Annotated in this window: 21 protein-coding genes; 8 read left to right on the top strand and 13 right to left on the bottom strand. The window is 67.3% G+C overall.

Annotated elements, in window-relative coordinates; genetic code table 11:
* Position 1: 1 nt before the first annotated feature.
* The 6 genes from ACQP2D_RS31645 to ACQP2D_RS31620 form a co-directional block, all read right to left on the bottom strand.
* Positions 2–439, bottom strand: a complete 438-nt coding sequence (locus ACQP2D_RS31645; protein ID WP_433679571.1) for an SRPBCC family protein — start codon at positions 437–439, stop codon at positions 2–4.
* Between the two features lie 45 nt (positions 440–484).
* Positions 485–868, bottom strand: a complete 384-nt coding sequence (locus tag ACQP2D_RS31640) for a polyketide cyclase / dehydrase and lipid transport (protein ID WP_433679570.1) — start codon at positions 866–868, stop codon at positions 485–487.
* A 273-nt stretch (positions 869–1,141) separates the two neighbouring features.
* Complete coding sequence (locus ACQP2D_RS31635) at positions 1,142–2,269, bottom strand: glycosyltransferase family 4 protein (protein WP_433679569.1); 1,128 nt, start codon at positions 2,267–2,269, stop codon at positions 1,142–1,144.
* Positions 2,270–3,043: 774 nt separating this feature from the next.
* On the bottom strand, positions 3,044–3,985 hold the full coding sequence (locus tag ACQP2D_RS31630) for a hypothetical protein (RefSeq protein ID WP_433679568.1): 942 nt from the start codon (positions 3,983–3,985) through the stop codon (positions 3,044–3,046).
* Positions 3,986–4,048: 63 nt separating this feature from the next.
* Positions 4,049–5,074 (bottom strand): NlpC/P60 family protein, encoded by a 1,026-nt coding sequence (locus ACQP2D_RS31625; RefSeq protein ID WP_433679567.1) that lies wholly within the window; start codon positions 5,072–5,074, stop codon positions 4,049–4,051.
* Positions 5,075–5,318: 244 nt separating this feature from the next.
* A complete protein-coding gene (locus tag ACQP2D_RS31620; RefSeq protein WP_433679566.1) occupies positions 5,319–5,894 on the bottom strand; it encodes a C40 family peptidase in 576 nt (191 codons plus the stop codon).
* A gap of 604 nt (positions 5,895–6,498) precedes the next feature.
* On the opposite strand from ACQP2D_RS31620, the gene ACQP2D_RS31615 reads away from it, so the two are divergent.
* Both ACQP2D_RS31615 and ACQP2D_RS31610 read left to right on the top strand, forming a co-directional pair.
* Positions 6,499–8,268, top strand: a complete 1,770-nt coding sequence (locus tag ACQP2D_RS31615) for a DEDD exonuclease domain-containing protein (RefSeq protein WP_433679565.1) — start codon at positions 6,499–6,501, stop codon at positions 8,266–8,268.
* A 5-nt stretch (positions 8,269–8,273) separates the two neighbouring features.
* Positions 8,274–8,549 carry an Lrp/AsnC family transcriptional regulator gene (locus ACQP2D_RS31610; protein ID WP_433679564.1) on the top strand — a complete coding sequence of 92 codons (276 nt, stop codon included), beginning with the start codon at positions 8,274–8,276 and terminating at the stop codon, positions 8,547–8,549.
* A gap of 81 nt (positions 8,550–8,630) precedes the next feature.
* Here the strand turns inward: ACQP2D_RS31610 and ACQP2D_RS31605 are convergent, their stop codons facing one another.
* The 3 genes from ACQP2D_RS31605 to ACQP2D_RS31595 form a co-directional block, all read right to left on the bottom strand.
* Complete coding sequence (locus ACQP2D_RS31605) at positions 8,631–8,921, bottom strand: hypothetical protein (protein WP_433679563.1); 291 nt, start codon at positions 8,919–8,921, stop codon at positions 8,631–8,633.
* 151 nt (positions 8,922–9,072) lie between these two features.
* Positions 9,073–10,134: an anthranilate phosphoribosyltransferase gene (trpD, locus tag ACQP2D_RS31600; RefSeq protein WP_433679562.1), complete on the bottom strand. Its 1,062-nt coding sequence runs from the start codon at positions 10,132–10,134 to the stop codon at positions 9,073–9,075.
* Positions 10,135–10,204: 70 nt separating this feature from the next.
* Positions 10,205–10,630: a hypothetical protein gene (locus ACQP2D_RS31595; RefSeq protein ID WP_433679561.1), complete on the bottom strand. Its 426-nt coding sequence runs from the start codon at positions 10,628–10,630 to the stop codon at positions 10,205–10,207.
* A 255-nt stretch (positions 10,631–10,885) separates the two neighbouring features.
* On the opposite strand from ACQP2D_RS31595, the gene ctaE reads away from it, so the two are divergent.
* The 4 genes from ctaE to qcrB all read left to right on the top strand — a co-directional run bounded on the left by ctaE (position 10,886) and on the right by qcrB (position 15,258).
* Entirely contained in the window at positions 10,886–11,497 is a 612-nt protein-coding gene (gene ctaE, locus ACQP2D_RS31590; protein ID WP_433598635.1) for an aa3-type cytochrome oxidase subunit III, read from the top strand.
* 61 nt (positions 11,498–11,558) lie between these two features.
* A complete protein-coding gene (gene qcrC / locus ACQP2D_RS31585) occupies positions 11,559–12,440 on the top strand; it encodes a cytochrome bc1 complex diheme cytochrome c subunit (protein WP_433679560.1) in 882 nt (293 codons plus the stop codon).
* Between the two features lie 23 nt (positions 12,441–12,463).
* Positions 12,464–13,639 carry a cytochrome bc1 complex Rieske iron-sulfur subunit gene (gene qcrA, locus ACQP2D_RS31580; protein ID WP_433685823.1) on the top strand — a complete coding sequence of 392 codons (1,176 nt, stop codon included), beginning with the start codon at positions 12,464–12,466 and terminating at the stop codon, positions 13,637–13,639.
* On the top strand, positions 13,636–15,258 hold the full coding sequence (gene qcrB / locus ACQP2D_RS31575) for a cytochrome bc1 complex cytochrome b subunit (RefSeq protein WP_433679559.1): 1,623 nt from the start codon (positions 13,636–13,638) through the stop codon (positions 15,256–15,258). The genes qcrA and qcrB overlap by 4 nt, the downstream gene beginning before the upstream one ends.
* 58 nt (positions 15,259–15,316) lie before the next feature.
* On the opposite strand, the gene ACQP2D_RS31570 is transcribed toward qcrB, so the two are convergent.
* Entirely contained in the window at positions 15,317–15,835 is a 519-nt protein-coding gene (locus tag ACQP2D_RS31570; protein WP_433679558.1) for a polyadenylate-specific 3'-exoribonuclease AS, read from the bottom strand.
* A 107-nt stretch (positions 15,836–15,942) separates the two neighbouring features.
* Here ACQP2D_RS31570 and ACQP2D_RS31565 point away from each other — a divergent pair, with 107 nt between their 5' ends.
* The gene (locus ACQP2D_RS31565) at positions 15,943–17,328 is read left to right on the top strand and encodes a class II 3-deoxy-7-phosphoheptulonate synthase (protein ID WP_433679557.1); all 1,386 of its coding nucleotides are present in this window, start codon (positions 15,943–15,945) and stop codon (positions 17,326–17,328) included.
* Positions 17,329–17,410: 82 nt separating this feature from the next.
* On the opposite strand, the gene pknB is transcribed toward ACQP2D_RS31565, so the two are convergent.
* Complete coding sequence (gene pknB, locus ACQP2D_RS31560) at positions 17,411–19,384, bottom strand: Stk1 family PASTA domain-containing Ser/Thr kinase (protein WP_433679556.1); 1,974 nt, start codon at positions 19,382–19,384, stop codon at positions 17,411–17,413.
* Positions 19,385–19,535: 151 nt separating this feature from the next.
* On the opposite strand from pknB, the gene ACQP2D_RS31555 reads away from it, so the two are divergent.
* Positions 19,536–19,904, top strand: a complete 369-nt coding sequence (locus ACQP2D_RS31555; protein ID WP_433679555.1) for an Rv2175c family DNA-binding protein — start codon at positions 19,536–19,538, stop codon at positions 19,902–19,904.
* A 248-nt stretch (positions 19,905–20,152) separates the two neighbouring features.
* Here the strand turns inward: ACQP2D_RS31555 and ACQP2D_RS31550 are convergent, their stop codons facing one another.
* Both ACQP2D_RS31550 and ACQP2D_RS31545 read right to left on the bottom strand, forming a co-directional pair.
* Positions 20,153–21,118, bottom strand: coding sequence for a phytoene/squalene synthase family protein (locus ACQP2D_RS31550; RefSeq protein WP_433679554.1), 966 nt, complete (start codon positions 21,116–21,118; stop codon positions 20,153–20,155).
* Positions 21,115–22,698, bottom strand: a complete 1,584-nt coding sequence (locus ACQP2D_RS31545; protein WP_433685822.1) for an alpha-(1->6)-mannopyranosyltransferase A — start codon at positions 22,696–22,698, stop codon at positions 21,115–21,117. Before ACQP2D_RS31545 ends, ACQP2D_RS31550 begins: the two co-directional genes overlap by 4 nt.
* Positions 22,699–22,706 lie beyond the last annotated feature (8 nt).

Below are 22,706 nucleotides of genomic sequence, written 5' to 3'. Positions count from 1 at the left end.
ATCAGCCTTCGACCCGTTTCTTCAGTTCCTTGAGTGCGGTATCGGTGATCACCTTCTCCGCCTTGCGCTTGAACATGCCGATCATCGGGATGTTCAGGTCGACGGTGAGCTCGTAGGTCACCTCGGTGGTGCCGTCGGGCTGGTCGATGAGTTCGTAGGTGCCGTCCTGCGCCTTCTGCAGATCGCCGCTGATCAGCGTCCAGCTGACCGATTTGTTGTCCGGCCGCCAGGTATAGGACAGCACGTAGGTGTCCTTGACGACTCCGGCGTCCAGCACGAAGCGCGCGGTACGCGCCCGGCCGTCGGGGCTTTTCTCCAGTACCTCAACCGATTTCGCCGCCGAGACCCACTCCGGGTAGGACTCCAGATCGGCGATGACGGACATCACCCGCTGCGACGGTGCGTCGATGATGATCGACCTCTGAGTCCTGTCGGCCATGGCGGACAACGATTCCTTTCAGCTGCTCTGCTGTAGTTGTGTGCGTCAGCGGGCGGTGGTGTGGGCCGGTGCGACACCCGCCGCGCGGCCCGCCTCCAGCCTGGCCTTGATCTCGAACGACATCGTCTTGCCCGCCACCCGGCGGGCCCGATTGGCGGCGGCCGGATCGCGGGTCGGCGCCTTCGGTTCGGCGTGCAGGAAGTAGTGCAGGATCACCCCGTCCAGTGCGGGCTCCAGCCATACTTCCATGGTCCCGGTCAGTGCACCGGTGACCGTCCAGCGAATCCCCTTGTCGGCCCGGTCTTCCCGGACCTCGAGGTCGAGGTCCGGCCACCAGCGGCGCCAATTGTTCGTGCCCGACAAGATCTCGGCGACCGCGCCACCCGGGGCGGCGACGAACGTCTGATCCGCGACCTGAATGCTGCTCACGGCTGCACCTCGCTGACGCTCGGCTCCGCCGTGCGCAGAGCGCGCTGGCACATGGTTCGTTCGCTGCGCTCTCTCACGGCTGCACCTCGCTGACGCTCGGCTCCGCCGTGCGCAGAGCGCGCTGGCACATGGTTCGTTCGCTGCGCTCTCTCACGGCTGCACCTCGCGGACGCTCGGCTCCGCCATGCGCAGGGCACACATGGTTCGCTCGCTTCGCTCACTCACAGCCCGACTGTAGTAGATAACAGCGCTGGACCGTAGGCCGCCGCCACCTTATTGCAGCAGCTGACGCAACCGCGCGCCCAGGCTGTCCCAGCGCCACTGCTCCTCGACCCATTGGCGCCCCGCCGCACCCATCTGCGCGGCGGCGTCGCGATCGGACAGGATGTCGACGATGGCATTGGCGATCTCGGTGGTATTGCGTCCATCGACAACGCGGCCGGTCTTGCCCTCCAGCACGGTCTCCGGCGCACCGCCCGAACGCCCGGCGACCACCGGCACGCCGGATGCTGACGCCTCCAGGTACACAATGCCGAGACCCTCGACATCGAGCCCGGCCCCTCGGGTCCGGCTCGGCATCGCGAACACATCGGCCAGCGTGTGGTGGGCGGCCAGTTCGCTGGACGGGACCCGGCCGGTGAAGACCACGTCCTCGGCGACACCGAGAGCCACAGCGAGAGCGTGCAACTTGTCCTCGTACGGTCCACCGCCCGCGACCACCAGCACCGCACCGGGGATGCGGTCGCGGATCTCGCGCATGGCGATGATCAACGCGTCCTGTCCCTTGCGCGGAACCAGCCGGGACAGGCACAGGATGGTCGGCCGATCGCCGAGGCCATAGCGCTCGCGCAGCTCCGCACGCGCGGCCGGATCCGGCCGGAACACCTCGGTATCGACACCCGGCGGCAGATATTCGAGCGCGGCATCGGGGCCGAACGCCGAGGCGAACCGGCCGCGCGTATACCGGCTGACATAGGTGACGACATCGGTGTGCTCGCCGATCACGCGCAGCGCCTGCCGCGCGCCCGGCAGCATCGACCAGCCGACCTCGTGCCCGTGGGTACTGGCCAGAATCCGGGTCGCGCCCGCGCGCCGCAGCATCGGCGAGAGCAAGGCGAGCGGCGCCGCGGCACCGAACCACACGGTGTCGCAGTTCTCACCGCGCAGCAGTCGCGCCGCGCGCCGCAACACCAGCGGGGTCGGCAGCATCAGCGTGGTGGGGTGGCGAACCACCTGGAACTTCTGCTTAGCATCGAATTTCAGATGACTGTCGCCGCGCCACCGCGGAGCGTAGACAACCAGATCATCGGGCGGCAGCTCACCGGCCAGCGCCTGCAGATACGACTGGATACCGCCCGGCCGCGGCGGGAAATCATTGGTAACCAGCAGAGTTCGGGCCATGCGAACAAACTACTGTGTTGGATTTGCCGCGCCTTCGGCGCTGTGTCTATTTGCAGCGCCTGCGGCGCTGCGTGTTCGCGGCCCCCTGATGTCTCGCGTCCGAGCCGTCGAGACTCGCGACTTCGTCGCATGCGCTTCGACGACTCGGACGCGAGACGGGCCGCGAACGGTCGCTCGTAAGACTCGCTCCGTGGTGGTCGGCTCGGGCGGGAAGGTTCGGCACCGGATGGATACCGATCACGCGGCTGAGACGTGTGCTTGCGGCGCATGCCCTTCCATGGCGCGGGCGTGAGACGGGCTGGGAAGGGTCGCTCATAAGACTCGCTCCGTGGTGGTCGGCTCGGGCGGGAAGGTTCGGTACCGGATGGATACCGATCACGCGGCTGAGACGTGTGCTTGCGGCGCACGCCCTTCCATGGCGCGGGCGTGAGACGGGCTGGGAAGGGTCGCTCATAAGACTCGCTCCGTGGTGGTCGGCTCGGGCGGGAAGGTTCGGTACCGGATGGATACCGATCACGCGGCTGAGACGTGTGCTTGCGGCGCACGCCCTTCCATGGCGCGGGCGTGAGACGGGCTGCGAACGGTCGCTCGTAAGACTCGCTCCGTGGTGGTCGGCTCGGGCGGGAAGGTTCGGTACCGGATGGATACCGGTCCTGCGGCTGAGACGTGTGCTTGCGGCGCGGCCCCTTTTTGTGGCGCGAGCGTGAGATGGGCTGCGAACGGGTCGCTCGTACGACTCGCTCCGTGGGGTCGGGAGTGTGGTAACGGGCCGACTCAAGCGGCGTGTGCCGACAACCAGTTTCGCCAGTCGGCGACCAGGTCGGTGCGGCTGGTGCCGAGGACCTCGCGCATGATGCGGTCCTCGCTGGCGGGGTCCTGTTTGCCCGCGGCGATGCGACGGTAGAGCTCTACCAGGCGCGGTTGGTCGAACTTGTCGGCCACGAATGCGCAGACCGACCAGCCCAGCTCATAGGCGGCGACGGCGCCGGTTCCGGCGAAATCGGCGTCGGCCGGGAGATCGGGCGGGATATCGCCGGCGCGGACCCGGGTGGCCACCGTCGGCGCGATATCGGCGAAGCGATGTCCGGTGCCGAGGTGGGCCACGAATTCGGCGAAGCCCTCGAGCATCCACTGCGGTGCGCCGTCCACGGTCTGGGCGCGGGTCGCGATGTGGGTGAGTTCGTGACGCAGCAGGGTGCGCAGGCCGTCGCTGTCGAGGCGGCGTCCGGCGTCGGCGCTGAACACGACGCGCTGTCCGGTTGGCTGGGCGCCCGGCACGAAGGGGTCGGCGACCGAGGCCGCGGCGACATCGGCGGGCATATTCGTCGAACGCACCAGCGCGGCGAACTCCGACGGATTCGATGCGACCACCACCAGCGCGGACTGGGTCCAGCCCGCACCCCAGACGCCGGTGACGGCCGTGGTCGCGGTGGCGAGTTCGCCGGCGAGGATATCGATTTCGGCCCGTTGCGCGGGATGACCGACGACCAGTGACTGCTGGTCGTTCCCGGTCGGCACCTGTTCGGTGACGAGCTGTCCGAAGGGTTCGAGAGTCCGGCGGATCGCGGTCAGGCGCGTATCGTCATCGGCCGCGGCGCGCAGACTGCCGACCGAAGTCGGCTGGGCCGCATGCAATTTCGGCAGTACCCAATTCGGGACCAACAGCAGTGCGCCACAGGTGCCGGTCAGCACGATCACCATTGCGACAGTGGCCACGAATTGGAAGCGTCGCCGCACGAACAACCACGTGCGAGCGCGCCGCAAGCTACTCATAGCTGATCAGTATCGCCGAGCCGAGTGATAAGGCGTCGACCCCAGGGGGGCGACGGCCACCGGAACGCCGAACGTCGACGCGTGCAGCATGAGTCCATTGCCCGCGTAGATGCCGACATGGGAGATATCGGAGTAGAAGAACACGACATCGCCGGGCTGCAGATCGCTCTTGTCCACCGGAGTGCCGTAGGTGGCCTGCTGGGAACTGGTCCGCGGCACATCCTTGCCGACCTGTTTGAAGGCCCACTGCACGAGTCCGGAGCAGTCGAACTGGTGTGGTCCGGTCGCGCCCCAGACATATGGGTCACCGATGCGGGTGAGTCCGGCGGCCAGCGCACTGGTGCCACTGCCGGGAACCAGGCCGCGCAGCAGGGTGTCGGTATCGAATCCGGGTGGGAAGGGCGATCCGGCCAATGCCGATTTGTCCTTGGTGGACAACTGACCCCACGCCTCGACCACCTGCGCGATCGACCCCGACAGGAAGGACCGCTTGCGCTCGAGATCGGCGCGCACCTGGTCGGCCTTATCGGAGGCGGCGCGGGCGGTGTCGGCGGCGGTGCGCGCGGACTTCTCCGCCTCGGTCGCGGCCGCGGTGGCCCGCCTATAGAGATTGAGCTGTTCGGAGTTCTTCGCCGAGATCACGTCGATGGTGGACATCTGGTCGAGCAGACGCTGCGGTGAATCGCTCAGCAGGACGGCGGAGAGCCGGTTGGTGCGTGCGCCCTGATAGGCGGCGATCACGGTGCGATCGATGATCGGCTGGAACTTGCGGACTTCGTCGCGGGCCGCATCGGCGGTCTGGGTGGCCGCCGCGAGTGTGGCGTCGGCGTCGTGCAGGGCGGCGAGTTTGGTGTCGAGATCGGCCTGCGCGCCGAGTGCCTGTTGATTGAGCTGTTCGGATTCGCGCGACAGGTCGATCATGCGCTGCACGGCCTCGCCGGCGGTGGTCGGCAGGGCGGCCGGATCGGCCCCGGCTGGACTGCCGCTGTGGAGTGCCGCGGCCAGGACTCCCGCCGCTAATGCCCCTCCCACCAGACGTTTCGTGCGATGTCTCCGGTGATGTGTCACAGCGCGCCAGGCCCCGTTTCTCTCGTGAAGCGACGTCTCGCCTCCGTGAGCTGCGGCAACGTTTTGCCGCGGACGCCGCAACCCGGGAAGGTCTCGATTAGGTTACGGAATGGCGTAGGTCCGTGTCCAGTGGGCCACAAAACGATCACCTATGCCATCCGGACGCCCGGCCGTCGGGACGGCCGGGCGCGGAGATCGGAAGGGTCGCTCAGAAGCGGCGAGCACCCGCGACCGGCATCGAGGAGATCGGCGCGAGCTTCACCGGAGTGCCGGAGGTGGAGGCGTGGACGACATTGCCGTCACCGGCGTACAGGCCGGAGTGGCTGCCGCCGTAGAACGACACCAGGTCGCCGGGCTGCAGATCGTCGAGCGAGACCGGGGCGCCGGCGGCGAGCTGCTCACCGCTGGTGCGCGGCAGCTCCAGGCCCGCCTGCTCATAGGACCACTTGACCAGGCCGGAGCAGTCGAAGGCGTTCGGGCCCGCGGCGCCGTAGACGTATGGGGCGCCGATCTTGCTCATCGCGGCGTCGAGTGCGACATCGCCGAGGGACTTCTTGGGAGCCAGGAAGGGCAGCGGCGCCGGGGCGCCGGGCACCTCGATGCCAGGGATACCCTGCGGGATCGGGATCTCGTTCGGAACATCGAACGTGCCGACGCCGGGGATGGTGACCGGCTGGGCCGATGCGGGCGCGGCGGGCAGCAGGAGGGCGCCGAGCGTGGCAGCTCCGACGGCTCCGGCCGCGACGGCACGCTGTGCATGTCGCTTGACGGTGTTGGTCGCCATGGTGCGGTTCTCCCAATCTGCCCCACGACGCCGCACCCGGTGGTGCAGCGGACTTCTGTTCGGACACCGTCGGGTGGTGCGCCGGACTCCGTGAGGTCTCGAAAAGGTTACGAACACATCACGGTGGTTTGTAAAGTCGAAGGGATCCGAAATGGCGATGCTCAACAAATTTGCCGCGGATTATGTGCGAGATCTGTCACAGCAATCACGAAACAATAACGACCGGCCATTATCCGAGTGTGTCGGTGTTGCTATCGAGGTGGCCGCCAAGTGACGGCAGCCTGTCTCAGACGCGGTGTTTGCCGGAATTTTCCCAGGTCAGAAAGGTATATCGAGCTGCTATCGACCGGGCATGTCGAACCGATCGGTCTCCTTGTCGGTCCCGGCCGCAGCGCGCCGAGGGTGTCGACATCGAACACCCGGGCGTGTCCGACGGATTGATGCCATTTTGAAAACAATGTGACCTGCATCACTTTTTGGTGTTCTAGATCATTTTGTGGGAATCGGAGCGAAATCCGCGCCGTGCAATTCGGTATTTCCACGGCGAAATCCGAGGTGGCGTTCCCGGGCGTTCCTGTCGTACCGAGGCCCTACGCTGCACGCCGTGCCCGATCCGACGCCGCGCCAGGCCGCCGCACGGCAGCTGGCCTTCGACGAGCTCGAGACGCCGCTCTACGACACCACCTTCGTAGTCGTCGACCTGGAAACCACGGGCACCAGCCCGGACGGCGATGCCATCACCGAGATCGGCGCGGTGAAGGTACGCGGCGGCGAGGTGTTGGGGGAGTTCGCCACGCTGGTGAACCCCGGGCGGGCCATCCCGCCCGCGATCGTCCAGATCACCGGGATCACCACCGCGATGGTCTACGAGGCGCCCCGGATCGAGGCGGTGCTGCCGGGTTTTCTCGAATTCGCCAAGGGCGCGGTACTCGTCGCGCACAACGCTCGCTTCGATATGGCGTTCCTGCGCGCCGCCGCGGCCCGCATGGATACGCCATGGCCGAGCGGGCCGGTGGTGTGCACCGTGAAGTTGGCGCGGCGCGTGCTCGCCCGCGACGAGGCACCCTCGGTTCGACTGGGCGCGCTCGCGCCGCTGCTCGGTGCGGCCACGCAGCCGAACCACCGCGCCCTCGACGATGCGAGGGCCACCGTGGACGTGCTGCACGCCCTCATCGGCCGGGTCGGCAATCTGGGCGTGCACAGCCTGACCGAACTGCTCGACTATCTGCCGAATGTCACGCCGCGTCAACGTGCCAAACGGGTCCTCGCCAATGATCTGCCATCGAGTCCCGGCGTCTATCTCTTCCGCGGGCCCTCGGACGAAGTCCTCTATATAGGGACGGCGGTGAATTTGCGTCGCCGGGTGCGCAACTACTTCACCGGATCCGAGACCAGGGGCCGGATGAAAGAGATGGTGTCGCTTGCCATTCGGGTCGACCATGTGGTGTGCGCACACGGGCTGGAGGCCGGGGTGCGCGAACTGCGACTCATCGTCGCGCATACCCCGCCCTATAACCGGCGCTCGAAATTTCCCAAGCGCGGTTGGTGGATCACGCTGACCGAGGAACCGTTCCCCAGATTCGCGATCGTGCGCACACCGACCGCGGAGGCGTTGGGGCCCTTCTCTTCTCGGACCGATGCCAACGATGTCGCGCTCACCATCGCCGAGCACAGCGGCCTGCGCACCTGTACGACGCGACTGCCGCGCGACGGTCGCCACGAGTGCCCGCCCGCGGTGGTCGGCGGGTGTCCGGCGGCCGTCGGTGGCAGTCCTATATATAGAGAGGAATACGAACCCGCCGCGGCGGGTGTTCGGGCGCTGTTCGCCGGGCATTCGGACGCGCCACTGCGTGCCATGTTCGACCGTATCGAAACCCATTCGCACGCCGAACATTTCGAGGCCGCCGCGCGGTTGCGCGACCGGACCGTCGCGGTGGTTCGCGCCCTGCAGCGCACACAGCGACTGTCCGCGGTGGCGCGGATCGCCGAATTGATCGCGGCGCATCCCGATGGTGCGGGCGGGTGGGAGTACGCGGTGATCCGGTACGGGCGGCTGGCGGGGGCGGGGACCTCGGTGCGGGGTGTGCCGCCCATGCCGGTGATCGAACGCATTGTCGCGGCGGCGGAGACCGTGCTGCCGGAGCCGGCGCCGCCGCTGCGCGGCGCCGCACCGGAGGAGGTCGGTCTGGTCACACGGTGGCTCGGGCGTCCGGGCGTCCGGATCGTGCGCGCCAGTGAGGGATACGGCGAACCGATCCGCGGGGCCGGGCGCTGGGCGGGGTGGGCCGAGCTCGCCGATGCGGCCGCCCGCGCTCGCCTCCCGGAGCAGCACGCCGAACTCGGGGAGGACCGGCGCGGCGACCGCCTAGGCTGACAGCCATGATTACCGCGATCGTGATGATCCAGGCCCAGAACGCCCGCATTCCCGAGACCGCGCAGGCGGTCGCGGATACCGAGGGCGTCACCGAGGTCTATTCGTGCGCGGGCGATGTCGACCTGATCGCGATCGTGCGGGTGCGCGACCACGAGCAGATCGCCGAGGTCGTGACCGGCCGCATCGACAAAACCCCCGGTGTCGCGCGGACAACCACCCACATCGCCTTCAAGTCCTACTCCAGCGCCGATATCGAAGCGGGCTTCTCGCTGGGCGAATGACTGCGGCGGCCGCGGTCGGGAACCGCACTTCTCATGGGCATACGTGGATCCGAGGAGTCCGCGTATGAGCAGGAGCGCGGCTCAGGGGACCAGGATGGAGGCACCGGAGAAGGTCCCGGAGGCACCGGAGAGGAGCACGGCGCTCGCTTCGCCTTTGCATCCGACCAGGGGGTAAACGGTGACGGCGGCGTCGGTGTGGTTCTCGATGGCCAAGGGGGAGGCGCCCCCGCCGATCTGCACACAGCCGGACGGCTCGTGGTACACGGTGCCGTTGACGACCAGGCTGCCCTGCGCCGCATTCGCGGCGGGTCCGTTGGCAATCGTCGCCGCGATCGCCAGCACGCCCAGTAGCGCGTAAACGCCCCGCTTCATATCTGTGCTCCCTAGCCGCTAGAGACGGGCGGCGCAGGCCCGACGTCGAGCACGGGGGCAACGCCGGCTGCCGCCGTCACTGTAACCGCTGCGGCCGGATAGTGCCTGACCTGTGACGCACGATATGCGCCGCGCGCGTGTCCGGCGCGGGTCAGTTGTCGCCGAGGGTATTGGTGAGTTTGGCCCAGCGGTCGAGGAGGGCAGCGGATTTGCCCGTGTCAATGGCCTCTGCGGCGCGTCCGATGCCCGCCGCCAGCGCGTCGTGCACATCGGCGTCGGGATCGCCGGTGCCACGCGACAGTTCGTAGGCGACGATGGCGGCGGCGGAGTTGAGCAGTACCGCATCGCGCACCGGGCCCGCGGTACCCGCGAATACGCTGCGCGCGACGCCCGCATTGACTTCGGCGTCGCCGCCGCGCAGCGCGTCCAGATCCACGCGGGCGATACCGATGCGGGTCGGGTCGATGGTCGTCTCCCGCAGTTTGCCGCCCGACACCACCCAGGCGGCGGTGGTATCAGAGGTGGTGATCTCGTCGAGGCCGTCGTTGCCGCGCACCACGATGGCGCTGGCGCCGCGTTCGGCGAAGACCCCGGCGATCACCGGAAGCAGATCGGGAAATGCGCAGCCGACCAGCCCGGCCCGCGGTTGCGCCGGGTTGGTGAGCGGGCCGAGGACATTGAAAACGGTGGGGATGCCGATCTCCTTGCGGGCCGGACCGGCGAAGCGCAGCGCGGGGTGGAACAGCGGCGCGAAACAGAAGCCGATGCCGACCTCGCGCACGCAGCGAGCCACGGCCTCGGGTCCGAGCGCCAGCTTCACGCCCAACGCCTCGAGCACATCGGCGCCGCCGCTCTTCGAGGAGGCCGCGCGGTTGCCGTGCTTGACCACCGGGACTCCGGTCGAGGCGACCACGATCGAGGACATCGTCGAGATGTTCACCGAACCGGATCGGTCGCCGCCGGTTCCGACGATGTCCACCGCATCGCCGTCGACATGGACCAGGCGGGCGTGGCCGAGCATGCCGGCGGCCATTCCGGACAGTTCCGTGGGAGTCGGGCCCTTGATCTTCATCGCGACACCGAATGCGGCGATCTGAGCCTGCGTGGCATTGTCGGTGAAGATCTCATTGATCACCCATGCCGTATCGTCCGCCGCCAGATCGCCACCTTCGGCGATGGTCCCGAGCACCTGGGGCCAGCTGCGCACCCTCATATCCGCTTCTCCCGTCACCACCGGTTCGCGCACCAGTTTGTCGCGCTAAAGCCTAGTTGGCGAGACGTTGTTACTGCTGCGCGGTCGCGGAACCGGGTTGCAGCGCATCCCAGCCATCCGCGACGCCGTCGTGGCGCTGTGCGAGACCGACCATCCTGGATCGTTCCTGCGAACAATGCAGTGCGTCGAGCAGTTGGACCCGTTGCAGGATCAGCGATTCCAGTTCGTGCGGACTCGGATTCGCGGTGCGTGGGGCCGCGGCGTATCCGTCCTGGGCGGCGATGCCGCACACCTCGGCGACCTGTTCGGGTGGCAGCCGCAGGTGGTGGCGCAGCAGTGCGGGTGCGTCCGGATCGAGAGCCGAGGCGCGCGCGAGTGTCGTCGAACACGCCTCGGAGTCATCGAAGCACTCCGCGACGACTACTAGATCGGAACGGGTCGGATCGAGCGATTCGGGTTCGTTCCCGCCGAATAGCCGTTGCCACCAGCGCGTCACATCCGCCTCCTGATCTCAGCTTTTACTTACCAACGTCTGTCATGCTCGCCCACGGCGCAACGCAGCTCGGCCGACTCCCGCAGCGCAGCGAGTCCCTACCGCTCGGACGTGGACCTTCGGGGCCGCCGACACGCCCCGCCGTGGGCCCGGCAAATTGAACACGAGACCCCGTCTGTCCGTGCGTTTTCCGACACGGGAGGACAAGTTTCGCACCCGGGTACTTGTGTCGTACTACGACGAGTCATACTTACCCCCGTGACGACCGCAGTAGGGACCCCAGGATCGGCCATTACTCAGCGTGTGCATTCGCTGAACCGGCCAAACATGGTGAGCGTCGGTACCATCATCTGGCTGTCCAGCGAGCTGATGTTCTTTGCCGGGCTCTTCGCGATGTACTTCGTCGCGCGCGCCCAGGCCCACGGCAACTGGCCGCCGGAACCGACCGAGCTGAACCTGAAGCTTGCCGTGCCGGTCACCACCGTGCTGGTCGCCTCCTCGTTCACCTGCCAGATGGGTGTGTTCGCGGCGGAGAAGGGTGACGTGTTCGGTCTGCGCCGCTGGTACGTCATCACCCTGATCATGGGTGCGATGTTCGTGGCCGGTCAGGGCTACGAGTACACCAATCTGGTCAAGGAAGGCACCTCGATTTCGAGCAGCGCCTACGGTTCGGTGTTCTACATCACCACTGGTTTCCACGGTCTGCACGTCATCGGCGGTCTGATCGCCTTCGTGTTCCTGCTGGTCCGCACCAAGGTGAGTAAGTTCACCCCCGCACAGGCCACCGCCGCGATCGTCGTCTCGTACTACTGGCACTTCGTCGACATCGTGTGGATCGGGCTGTTCGCCACGATCTACTTCGTCCGCTGAGCGGGCCAGTACCCCCAAATCTTTTGCACAAGTCGGTTCCGTCTACTCCAAAGGGACACAGATGAGTTCATCTCCCCCGTCAGCGCCAGAGCCCGCCAGCCCCAGCGCGGCGATCAGCGGCCAAGATGTCGCGGCCACCAAGACGCGTAAGCAGCGCCGCATGCGGCGGCGCATCGCGGGCGGGCTTGCGCTGCTGGTGGGCCTCGTCGGAGCCGGATTCCTTGCCACTGCCATCACGCCGGACCCGCAGGTCGCGACCGCGCACGAGGACCAGTCCGCGCTGATCCGCGACGGCAAGCAGCTCTACGAGACCTCCTGCATCACCTGCCACGGCGCCAACCTGCAGGGTGTGCCCGACCGCGGTCCGAGCCTGATCGGCGTCGGCGAGGCCGCCGTCTACTTCCAGGTTTCCTCCGGTCGCATGCCGATGGCGCGCAACGAGGCCCAGGCCCAGCGCAAGCCACCGAAGTTCGACGCCCATCAGATCGACGCGCTCAGCGCGTACGTCGCGTCCAACGGCGGCGGCCCGAGCGTGGTGCGCGACGCCAACGGCGAGATCGCCGAGGAATCGCTGCGCGGTCCGGATGTCGCCCGCGGTTCGGAGCTGTTCCGGATGAACTGCGCGTCCTGCCACAACTTCACCGGCCGCGGCGGCGCGCTGTCCTCCGGTAAGTTCGCCCCGCCGCTGGAGCCCGCGAGCGAGCAGCAGATCTACGATGCGATGCTCACCGGCCCGCAGAACATGCCGAAGTTCTCCGACCGGCAGCTGAGCCCGGAAGAGAAGCGCGACATCGTCGCCTACATCAAGAACGCCACCGAGGAGAAGAGCCCGGGCGGCTGGGATCTCGGCGGGTTCGGTCCTGCGACCGAGGGTCTGGCCATGTGGGTGGTCGGCATCACGCTCGTCGTGGGTGCCGCGATGTGGATCGGATCCCGTTCATGAGCGAAAACAAGGAGCCAAACGACATGGGTCGGCCGGATGAGGGCCACGACGGTGCGGAGCCGTCGAACGAGCGGGTGAACACCACACCGGCGGAGCCCACCGAGGAAGAACTCGACGCGATGACTCGCGACGAGCTGGTCAAGCTCGGCACCGAGCGCGATGACGTCGACGTCGCCTACCGGCGTGAGCGGTTCCCGGTGCCGGGCACCCGCGCCGAGAAGCGCGCCGAGCGGCAGGTCTCGTTCTGGTTCGCGGTATCCGGTATTGCCGCCGCGGTCCTGATCGGTGTGTTCCTGTTCTGGCCTTGGGAGTTCAAGGGCTCGAACGAAGAGGGCCACACCGCTTACTCGCTGTTCACCCCGCTGGTCGGCCTCAGCTTCGGTATCGCGGTGCTGGTCATCGGTATCGCGGTGGTGCTGATCCGCAAGAAGTTCATCCCCGCCGAGTTGTCCATCCAGCAACGCCACGACGGGCCCTCGCCCGAGGTCGAGCGTCGCACCCTGGTCGCCGAGCTGCAGGATGCGCTCGACACCTCCACGCTGGGCCGCCGCAAGATGATCACCCGGACCGCGGGCGCCGGTGTCGGCGTGCTCGGTATCGGCGCGCTGCTGGTCTTCGTCGGCGGCATGATCAAGAACCCGTGGGCCAAGGGTGACAAGTCGCCGCTGTGGGTCTCGGGTTGGACCCCGGACTTCCCGGGCGAGACGATCTACATCCGCCGCGACACCGGTCGCCCCGAGGACGTCGTGTTGGTGCGTCCCGAGGACATGGACGCGGGCGCGATGCAGACGGTGTTCCCGTGGAAGGAGAAGTGGCGTGGTGACGAGCACGCGACGCTGCAGTCCCTGCACGGTATCCGCAACGCCGTCATGCTGATCCGGTTGCGCAGCGAAGACGCGCAGAAGGCCATCAAGCGTAAGGGGCAGGAGAGCTTCAACTACGGCGACTACTTCGCCTACTCGAAGATCTGCACCCACCTCGGTTGCCCGACGTCGCTGTTCGAGTCGCAGACCAACAAGATCCTGTGCCCCTGCCATCAGTCGCAGTTCCTGGCGACCGAATGGGCCAAGCCGGTCTTCGGTCCCGCCGCTCGCGCACTGCCGCAGCTGCCGATCACCGTCAACTCCGAGGGCTACCTGGTCGCCGCCGGCGACTTCATCGAGCCGCTCGGACCGGCCTACTGGGAGCGTCGTTCATGAGTCGGGTTGCAGCCCAAGCCCACGCCGCGGACGAGCGGTACCGCGCCGCCGCGTTCATGAAGCGGTCGATCAACAAGGTCTTCCCGACCCACTGGTCGTTCCTGCTCGGCGAGATCGCGCTCTACAGCTTCATCATTCTGCTGCTGTCGGGTGTGTATCTGACCCTGTTCTTCGATCCGTCGATGAGCGAGGTCGTCTACAACGGCGCCTACCAGCCGCTGCGTGGTGTGACCATGTCGCGGGCCTACGAGACGGCGCTGAACATCACCTTCGAGGTGCGCGGCGGTCTGTTCGTGCGCCAGGTGCACCACTGGGCCGCGCTGCTGTTCGCGGCGTCGATCATCGTGCACCTGTTCCGTATCTTCTTCACCGGTGCATTCCGCAAGCCGCGTGAGGCGAACTGGGTCATCGGCTGCCTGCTGCTGATCCTGGCGATGTTCGAGGGCTTCTTCGGTTACTCGCTGCCCGACGACCTGCTCTCGGGTACCGGTCTGCGGGCCGCGTTCGGCGGTATCACGATGAGCATCCCGATCATCGGCACCTGGATGCACTGGCTGATCTTCGGTGGTGACTTCCCGGGCGACATCATCATCCCGCGCCTGTACATCGCGCACGTGCTGCTGTTCCCCGGCATCATCCTGGCCCTGATCGCCGCGCACGTCGCGCTGGTCTGGTACCAGAAGCACACGCAGTTCCCCGGTCCGGGCCGCACCGAGAACAATGTCGTCGGCGCGCGCATCGTGCCGGTGTTCGCCTCGGATCAGGGCGCGTTCTTCGCCTTCACCCTCGGCATCGTGGCGATCCTGGCCGGTGTGCTGCAGATCAACCCGATCTGGAACCTGGGTCCGTACAACCCCTCGCAGGTGTCGGCGGGTTCGCAGCCCGACTTCTACATGATGTGGACCGACGGTCTGGCGCGTCTGATGCCGCCGTGGGAGCTCTACCTGGGTCGCTACACGGTGCCCGCCGTGTTCTGGGTGGCGCTGATCATGGGTCTGGTGTTCACGGTGCTGATCGCCTACCCGTGGATCGAGCAGCGCCTCACCGGCGACAAGGTGCACCACAACCTGCTGCAGCGCCCGCGCGACGTGCCGGTGCGCACGGCGATCGGTGCGATGTCGATCGGTTTCTACGTGGTGCTGACGCTCTCGTGCGTCAACGACATCCTGGCGCTGAAGTTCGACATCTCGTTGAACGCCACCACCTGGATGGGCCGCATCGGCCTGCTGGTCGTGCCGCCGGTCGCCTACTTCCTCGCCTACCGGTTCTGCATCGGTCTGCAGCGCAGTGACCGCGCGGTGCTCGAGCACGGCATCGAGACCGGTGTGATCAAGCGCCTGCCGCACGGTGAGTACATCGAGGTGCACCAGCCGCTCGGCCCGGTCGACAGCCACGGCCACCCGATCCCGCTGGAGTACCAGGGCGCGACGGTGCCCAAGAAGATGAACAAGCTGGGTTCGGCCGGTCAGCCGGGCACCGGCAGCTTCCTGCGCGCCGACCCCGCGCACGAGATCGAGCAGGCCTTCGAGGCCGAGCACGCGGAAGAGCACAAGCAACTCGCCGTGCTGCAGCGGGTCCAGGAACAGGCGAACGGTAAGAACGGCAAGTCCGGCCACTGATCGCCCAGCTCGAAAGCAGAAGGCCCCGAGTCGAATATCGACTCGGGGCCTTTCGCTGTTAAAGGGAAACCCGGCGGCGCGCCGCCTCGATGGCCTCGAATTTGGCCAGGTTGTGCCGGGCGTCAGCGAGGGCGTCGTGGGCGTCCGGGGGGACCGGGGGGAGTTCGGTACGGCCATGGGCCTCCCAGTGCTGACGCAGTTCGTTGGTGTAGCGCGGGAGGGCGTTGGGCAGGTCGACCATGGAGCCCCAGAGTTGGCACAGGGCGACGTGGTCGTAGGCGGCGACCCAGGCCCACAGTTCCGGAGTGACGCTGGGGCGCGGGACGAGGAATTCGTAGAGATCCTTGCGGATCTGTTCGCGGCTGCGCCATAGCGGCGAGGACGGCGACGGGAGCTGTGGGAGTACGTAGCGGCGCACCCAGGGGCCGGCTCGCTCGGCGTCGAATTCGGTTGAGACCGCGTAGTATTCGCGGCCGTCCTCGCAGACCACACCGATCGAGACGAGGTCGATGGTGACCCCGTCCTCGATGAATTCGCAGTCATAAAAATATCGAAGCGAGATCGGTCTCTCCTCCAAAGATCGGTACGGTGCGGCCATAGTGCCCGGCTATTTACCCTAGGTGGGCAGAATCCACCCCTTATACCGGGTACCTGCGCGGGCCGGAGGGTCCGTATTCTGTACGGGTGAACTGGACCGTCGACGTACCGATCGATCGCCTGCCGGAGCTGCCGCCGCTCCCCGCAGAGCTGCGTAGGCGGCTGGACGATGCTCTGGCGCGTCCCGCGCTGCAGCAGCCGTCGTGGGATACGGAGCAGGCGGCGATGATGCGCACCGTGCTCGAGAGCGTCCCGCCGATCTGTGTGCCCGCCGAGGTGGAGGAGTTGCGCACGCAGCTCGCCGAGGTCGCACGCGGTGAAGCCTTCCTGATGCAGGGCGGTGACTGCGCGGAGACGTTCGCCGACAACACCGAACCGCACATCCGCGGCAATATCCGGACCCTGCTGCAGATGGCGGTCGTGCTCACCTACGGCGCCAGCCTGCCGGTGGTCAAGGTCGCGCGGATCGCGGGACAGTACGCGAAGCCGCGTTCGTCCGATACCGATGCGCTCGGCCTCAAGTCCTATCGCGGCGACATGGTGAACTCGCTGGTCGCCGATGCCAAGGTGCGTGAGCATGATCCGTCGCGGCTGGTGCGTGCCTACGCCAATGCCAGTGCGGCGATGAATCTGGTGCGCGCGCTGACCGGTGCGGGCATGGCGGATCTGCATCGGGTACACGACTGGAACCGCGATTTCGTGGCCAAGTCGCCCGCGGGTGCGCGCTATGAGGCGTTGGCCGAGGAGATCGACCGCGGCCTGGCCTTCATGACCGCCTGTCGGGTGAACGACCCCAGCCTGCAGTCGGCCCGCATCTACGCCAGCCACGAGGCGCTGGTGCTCGACTATGAGCGCGCCATGCTGCGCCTCGGCGAGAATCCGGCGGGCGAGCCGGTGCTCTACGACCTGTCCGCGCACTTCCTGTGGATCGGCGAGCGCACCCGTCAGCTCGACGGCGCGCATATCGCCTTTGCCGAACTGCTCGCCAATCCGATCGGCCTGAAGATCGGCCCGACCACCACGCCGGATCAGGCCGTGGAGTATGTCGAGCGGCTCGATCCCAATAATGAGCCGGGCCGGTTGACCATTGTTTCCCGCATGGGCAACACCAAGGTCCGCGACGTGCTGCCACCCATTATCGAGAAGGTGCAGGCGACCGGGCACCAGGTGATCTGGCAGTGCGACCCCATGCACGGCAATACCCACGAGGCCTCCACCGGCTACAAGACCCGGCACTTCGACCGGATCATCGATGAGGTGCAGGGCTTCTTCGAGGTGCACCATGCGCTGGGTACCCACCCCGGCGGTCTGCACATCGAGCTGACCGGCGAGGACGTCACCGAATGTCTCGGCGGCGCCCAGGACATCTCCGATATGGATCTGTCCGGTCGCTACGAGACGGCTTGTGATCCGCGGCTGAATACTCAGCAGTCGCTGGAGCTGGCCTTCCTGGTTGCCGAAATGCTGCGCTGAACACGGCTTTTCGATCGAGGGACAGCGGCGCCGCACCGAGTGTGCGGCGCCGCTGTCGTCTTCGGGGTGCGGGCTACCGCGGTCAGGGCAATGCGGTCAGGGCGACCGTTGCGCCCGCCTCGACATTGGCGCCCCCGCCGGGGTTCTGGCCGATCACCACGGAGCTGTCGGACTGGGTGAGCTGGCGCACCGTCACCTGCAGGCCGAGGGCCTGTAGTTTCGAGCGGGCGTCGCCGACGCTCTCGCCGACCAGCATGGGCACCTTCACGGCATTGGAGACGATCAAGGTGACGCCGTCACCGGACTGGATGGTGGTGCCCGCGGCAGGATCGGTGCCGATCACCTTATCCGCCTCGATGGTGCGATCGAACTGAGTTCTGGTCTCGCGCACCGTGATTCCGGCGGCGGTGAGCACCTTATTGGCTTCCTCGGTGGTCTTGCCGCGCACATCGGGCATCTTGACCGGCTGGGATCCCTTGCTGCGGTACACCTTCACCTGCGCGGCCAGCGGAAGTACCGTTCCCGGAGCCGGGTCTACCTTGGCCAAGGTGCCCTTGGGTGCCGAACTGCCGGTTTCGCCGGCGTCCACCGGTTGCAGTCCGGCATCGCGGATGAGCTGGTTGACCTTCGAAATCTCGTCGCCCGCTTTGATATCGGGCACCCGCGGTTTGCCACTGGAGATCAGCACGGCCACGGTCGAACCTTTGGTGACCTTGGATCCCGCCGAGGGGTCGGTGCCGACCACGCCGCCGACCGGAATGGTGTCGGAGGTCTTCTGTCGGAGCTCGGTGGCGAAGCCCGCGTTCTCCAGTGCGGTGACCGCGCTGGCCTGATCCTTCCCGGCCACTGATGGAACCGCCGAATAGCGGCCGAAGCCCAGGTACCAGCCGCCGATCCCGACCAGCAAGGTCAGGGTCGCCACGATGGCGACCCACAGCAGGACCGTGCGGCGCGATTTCACGCGGTCGTCCGCGAAGGGCGACGGCTGTGGCGATTGCGACGGCGGATACTGATCGCGCGGGCCGTAGGTGTTCGTCGGCGGCCCGTAGTTATCGGGCGGGCCGTAGTCGGGAACCCGGGGCCGTGGCGCGGTGACCACCTTGGTGTGCTGCATCGACTGCGGTGCGGGCGGTGCCATGGCCCTGGCCTGCTGCTGATTCGGCGCCGCGACCTGGTAGCTGGCGCTGAGATGTTCGGCCGAATCCTGCGGTGCTGGCACCCGATACGGCGGCAGATTCAGCGCGACGCCGATCGAATGCAGTTCGGCCGCCATCTCGTTCGCGTCGGCGAAGCGGTGCGCGGGTTCGCGGTTGGTGGCGCGCGCGATCAGCTCGTCGAACTCCGGCGGTATCCCGGCGATGAATTCGCTCGGGCTCGGCACATCGTTCTCGATGCGCTGATATGCCACCGATAGCGAGGTGTCGCCGGTGAACGGGACCTGCCCGGTGAGCAGTTCGAAGATCAGGATGCCGAAGGAGTAGACGTCGCTGCGGGAGTCGGCGGTACCCGTGGTCACCTGCTCGGGGGCCAGGTAGGCCGCGGTGCCGAGTATCACGCTCGCCGAGGTCGTCTTCGCGGCCGCGACGGCGCGCACCAGGCCGAAGTCGGCGATTTTGACCTCGCCGGAATCGGAGATCAGCACATTCTCCGGTTTGATATCGCGATGGATCAGCCCCGCCGAATGCGCGACGCCGATCGCGGCCAGTACCGGCTCGGCGACCGCGCGCACCGCGTGCGGTGGCATCGGACCGCGCTCACGCAGAAGTTCGCGCAGCGTGCCGCCCTCGACCAACTCCATGATCAGGAACGGATGTTCGCCGTCCACGCCCTGGTCGTAGACCGCGACCAGGGATGGATGCTTGAGCTTGGCGACCGCGCGCGCCTCGAATTCGAACCGGGACAGGAACTGCGGATCGGCGGCGAACTTCGGGTCCATCACCTTGATGGCGACCGGGCGGTCCAGTCGGGTGTCCACCCCGCGGAAGACCATCGACATCCCGCCCCGCGCGATCGGCGCGTCGATGCGGTAGCGCCCCTCCAGGATTTGCCCGATCAAGTGATGTCCTCCGGCTTTCACAAAGTTCTCACCCCTCGCTGCGTACGCGACAAGCGATCGACCGCCTCATGCGGCCCGCCCACGATGGTATCGGCGATCGCCGCCCGGGTGTCTCACGCCGTGCGGGGCGGGACCGTCTACCGTTATCCGCGTGAGTGCATTTCCTTGCAGTGCTGATGTTCTTCCTGAGTCGGTGGCGGTGATCCCGCTGCCCGAGGTGGCCGACAAACTCGGGCTCGTAGTGACCAGGGTGCATCAGATGCTGCGCGACCATCAGCTGCTCGCGGTGCGCCGCGATGGCGTAGCGGGTGTGCCCGAGCGATTCTTCGACGAAACCGGTGCGATCGTGAAGCCGCTGCCGGGCCTGATCACCGTCATGAAAGACGCCAAGTACACCGACGAGGAGATCCTGGAGTGGATCTTCACCGACGACGACAGCCTGCCGGGCAAGCCCGTCGACGCATTGCACGGCCCGCTGGCGCGCGAGGTACTGCGCCGCGCCGCAGCGGAGCCCTTCTGAATTTTTGGCCGCGCGGGCGCGGCGTGTTCGCGGCCCCCTGGTGTCTCGCGTCCGAGCCGTCGAGACTCGCTCCGTGGTGATCGCCTCGAGCGGGTCGCTCGGTGTCCGGGGTGCACCGTTCGGTGGCCGAGGTTCGTGCCTGCGTCGCATGCGCTTCGACGACTTGGACGCGAGACGGGCCGCGAACGGTCGCTCGTAAGACTCGCTCCGTGGGGAGGTGGCGTAGGGTCGGCGGTGATTCCGCGAGGTCAGAGCCGTGGGCGGCGCAATATTGCGGTGCCGAACTCGGCTGCGGCAACCCGCAGCCGACGGCGGCGGGGGACCACCGCGCGCCCCGCGAAGACCGCGTAATCGGCGTCTTCGATGCGTTCCAGGATGTCCGAGTAGAGGGTGCTGGCGGTGCGGATGGCGGGGCGGACTCGGGGGTCGAGCAGGTCGATGCCCGGGTTGGCGATGCGGTAGATGTCGCGGTTGATCGCGATCAGATGGGCCAGTGCGCGGCGCAGCCGTTGATCGGTGTGCCCGGTGCGGCGGCAGTGGGCCAGTAGGTCCGCGTCGACGCCGAAGGCGGCGAGTTCGTCCGCGGGGAGGTAGATGCGGCTGCGGTCCAGGTCCTCGGCGATATCACGCAGGAAGTTGGTGAGCTGGAATGCCTCGCCGAGCGCCGCGGCGGCGGGTTCGGCCTCGGCGACCGGCACGACCGTGCCGAGTACCGGCAGCAGCTGCAATCCGATCGCGGCCGCGGATCCGCGCATGTATTCGCGGAGGTCGGACATGGTGGCGTAGCTGGCGTGGAAGCGCGCGGTACCCGGCACATCCATGCGCATGGAGTCCAGGAAGGTCCAGAAGTGCTGGGGGGCAATGTCATAGCGTCGAATGGTGTCGGCCAGCGCGATCAGTACATCGGTGCGTTGGGCGGGTCCGTTGACTGCCCGCGCACCCTGCTCCAGCGCCACCCGGAGCTGTTTTTCGACCAGATCCAGTTCGCCCGCCGGGCCGTGCTCGGCGTCGAGCGTCGGGTGATCGACGATATCGTCGACGATCCGCGCGAACGCGTAGAGCGCGTGTACGGCGGGTCTTCGCCGTGCGGCGAGCAATCGGGTGGCCAGGAAGTACGTGCGGCCGTGCGCGGCGGCGATTCCGCGGCAGACGCGGTACGCCGCGGCCAGTTCCGCATCGCGCGCGATACCGGCGGCTAGCTCGACCTCGGTCATGACCGGGTGACGGCGACCGGATCGCTCTCCGGTGGGGTGGCGCGCAATCGCAGTGGGTCGACGGTCCGCAGCGACAGCGCCGCCACCACAGCGGCGAAGGTGGCCGCGGTGACATGCCAGAAGCTGTAGAGCCCGATGGAGCCGTCCGGCTGGAATACCAGCATCAACCAGGTGCACAGCCCGACCAGCACCATCAGCGTGGTGGTCGACAGGGCGAATCCGGCGGCCAGCGCCAGCGGCCAGGAGTAATACCAGGGCAGTGCGGCGGGCGAGAGGATGACGATGGCGACGAAGGCGATGAGGATGCCGAAGACCGCCTCGCGCTCGCTGTGCCGGAACCGCCACCAGGTCCAGGCCAGCACGGCGACCAGCGCCACCGCGCAGAGGGCACGGGTCACCACCAGGACCGGATCCATCGCGAACGGCGTCACCCAGCGCACCATATGCGCCATGATCGTCGGCAGCGAGAGCCAGTTGATGATCTTCTTCGAGCCGGACAGCGCGGTCAGCCAGCCGATGCCGACCCCGGCGATGGCCGATGCGGCCACGAAGACCGCCGCGAAGACGCTCAATCCGAGTCCGGCGATCTTGGCGAACATCAGCGCCGGATGCGGTACTTCCGCGCTCGGTCGCGCGGGTTCGGCCGTGTCCTCGACGTGCTCGGTGGCACCCGGTGACTGCGCGGCGCGTTGCAGCGCGCGGCGTTCGCGTTCGTGCAGCATCCAGATCCACACCAGGAACGGCAGCGCGACGCCCGCGGTCGCCTTGATGGCGACGCCGATCGCGACGACCACGATGCCGGCCACGTGATGGCGCTCGAGCACCAGCGCGATACCCGCGCACATCAGCCCGACCATGAGCATTTCGTTGTGCACGCCGCCGATGAGGTGGATCAGCACCAGCGGATTGAGCACCGCCAGCCACAGCGCGACGGTCGGCTTACCGCCGAGATGTTTGGTCAGATATGGCACCGCCCACATCATCAGCGCCAGCCCGGGCAGCATGACCAGCCGCAGCGCGATGGTGCCGGCGACCACGTTGTCGCCGGTGATCGCGGTGATGGCGCGGCCGAGCAGCAGGAAGATCGGGCCGTAGGGCGCGGTCGTCGCGGTCCAGACCGGGCTCACATTGTCCAGCAGCACACCGGGATTGGCGACCGGCGGGGATACGTAGGGATCGAAGCCGTCGCGCAGCAGCGCGCCCTGGGCCAGATACGAATACGCGTCGCGACTGAACATCGGCACCGCGAACAACAGCGGGAAGATCCAGATGCCGACGATCGCGCGCAGTTCGTTCAGTGTGACCCCGGCATCGGGCCGGTCACCGAATCCGATCGTGGTGCGGCCCAACCGCACCCACGCGGTGATCATCAGCAGCACCCCGACCCAGATGACCATGGTCGACAGCACGTAGCCGTGCCCGAAGCGCAGCCAGGACAGATGCATCGACTCGAGCAGCGGATCGCGTTTGCGGACGCTGCCGGCGCCGAATCCGCCGAAGGTGATCATCAGCGCGCCGAAGAAGCCGAGCAGCGCCGCGTGGCCCTCGGGGCTGCGGGCGAAATCCGCGGAGGTCCGCATCCAGGTGC

The organism is Nocardia sp. CA-119907 (genome assembly GCF_050955995.1).
GTDB lineage: Bacteria > Actinomycetota > Actinomycetes > Mycobacteriales > Mycobacteriaceae > Nocardia.
This window is presented reverse-complemented; position numbering and strand designations above follow the sequence as displayed.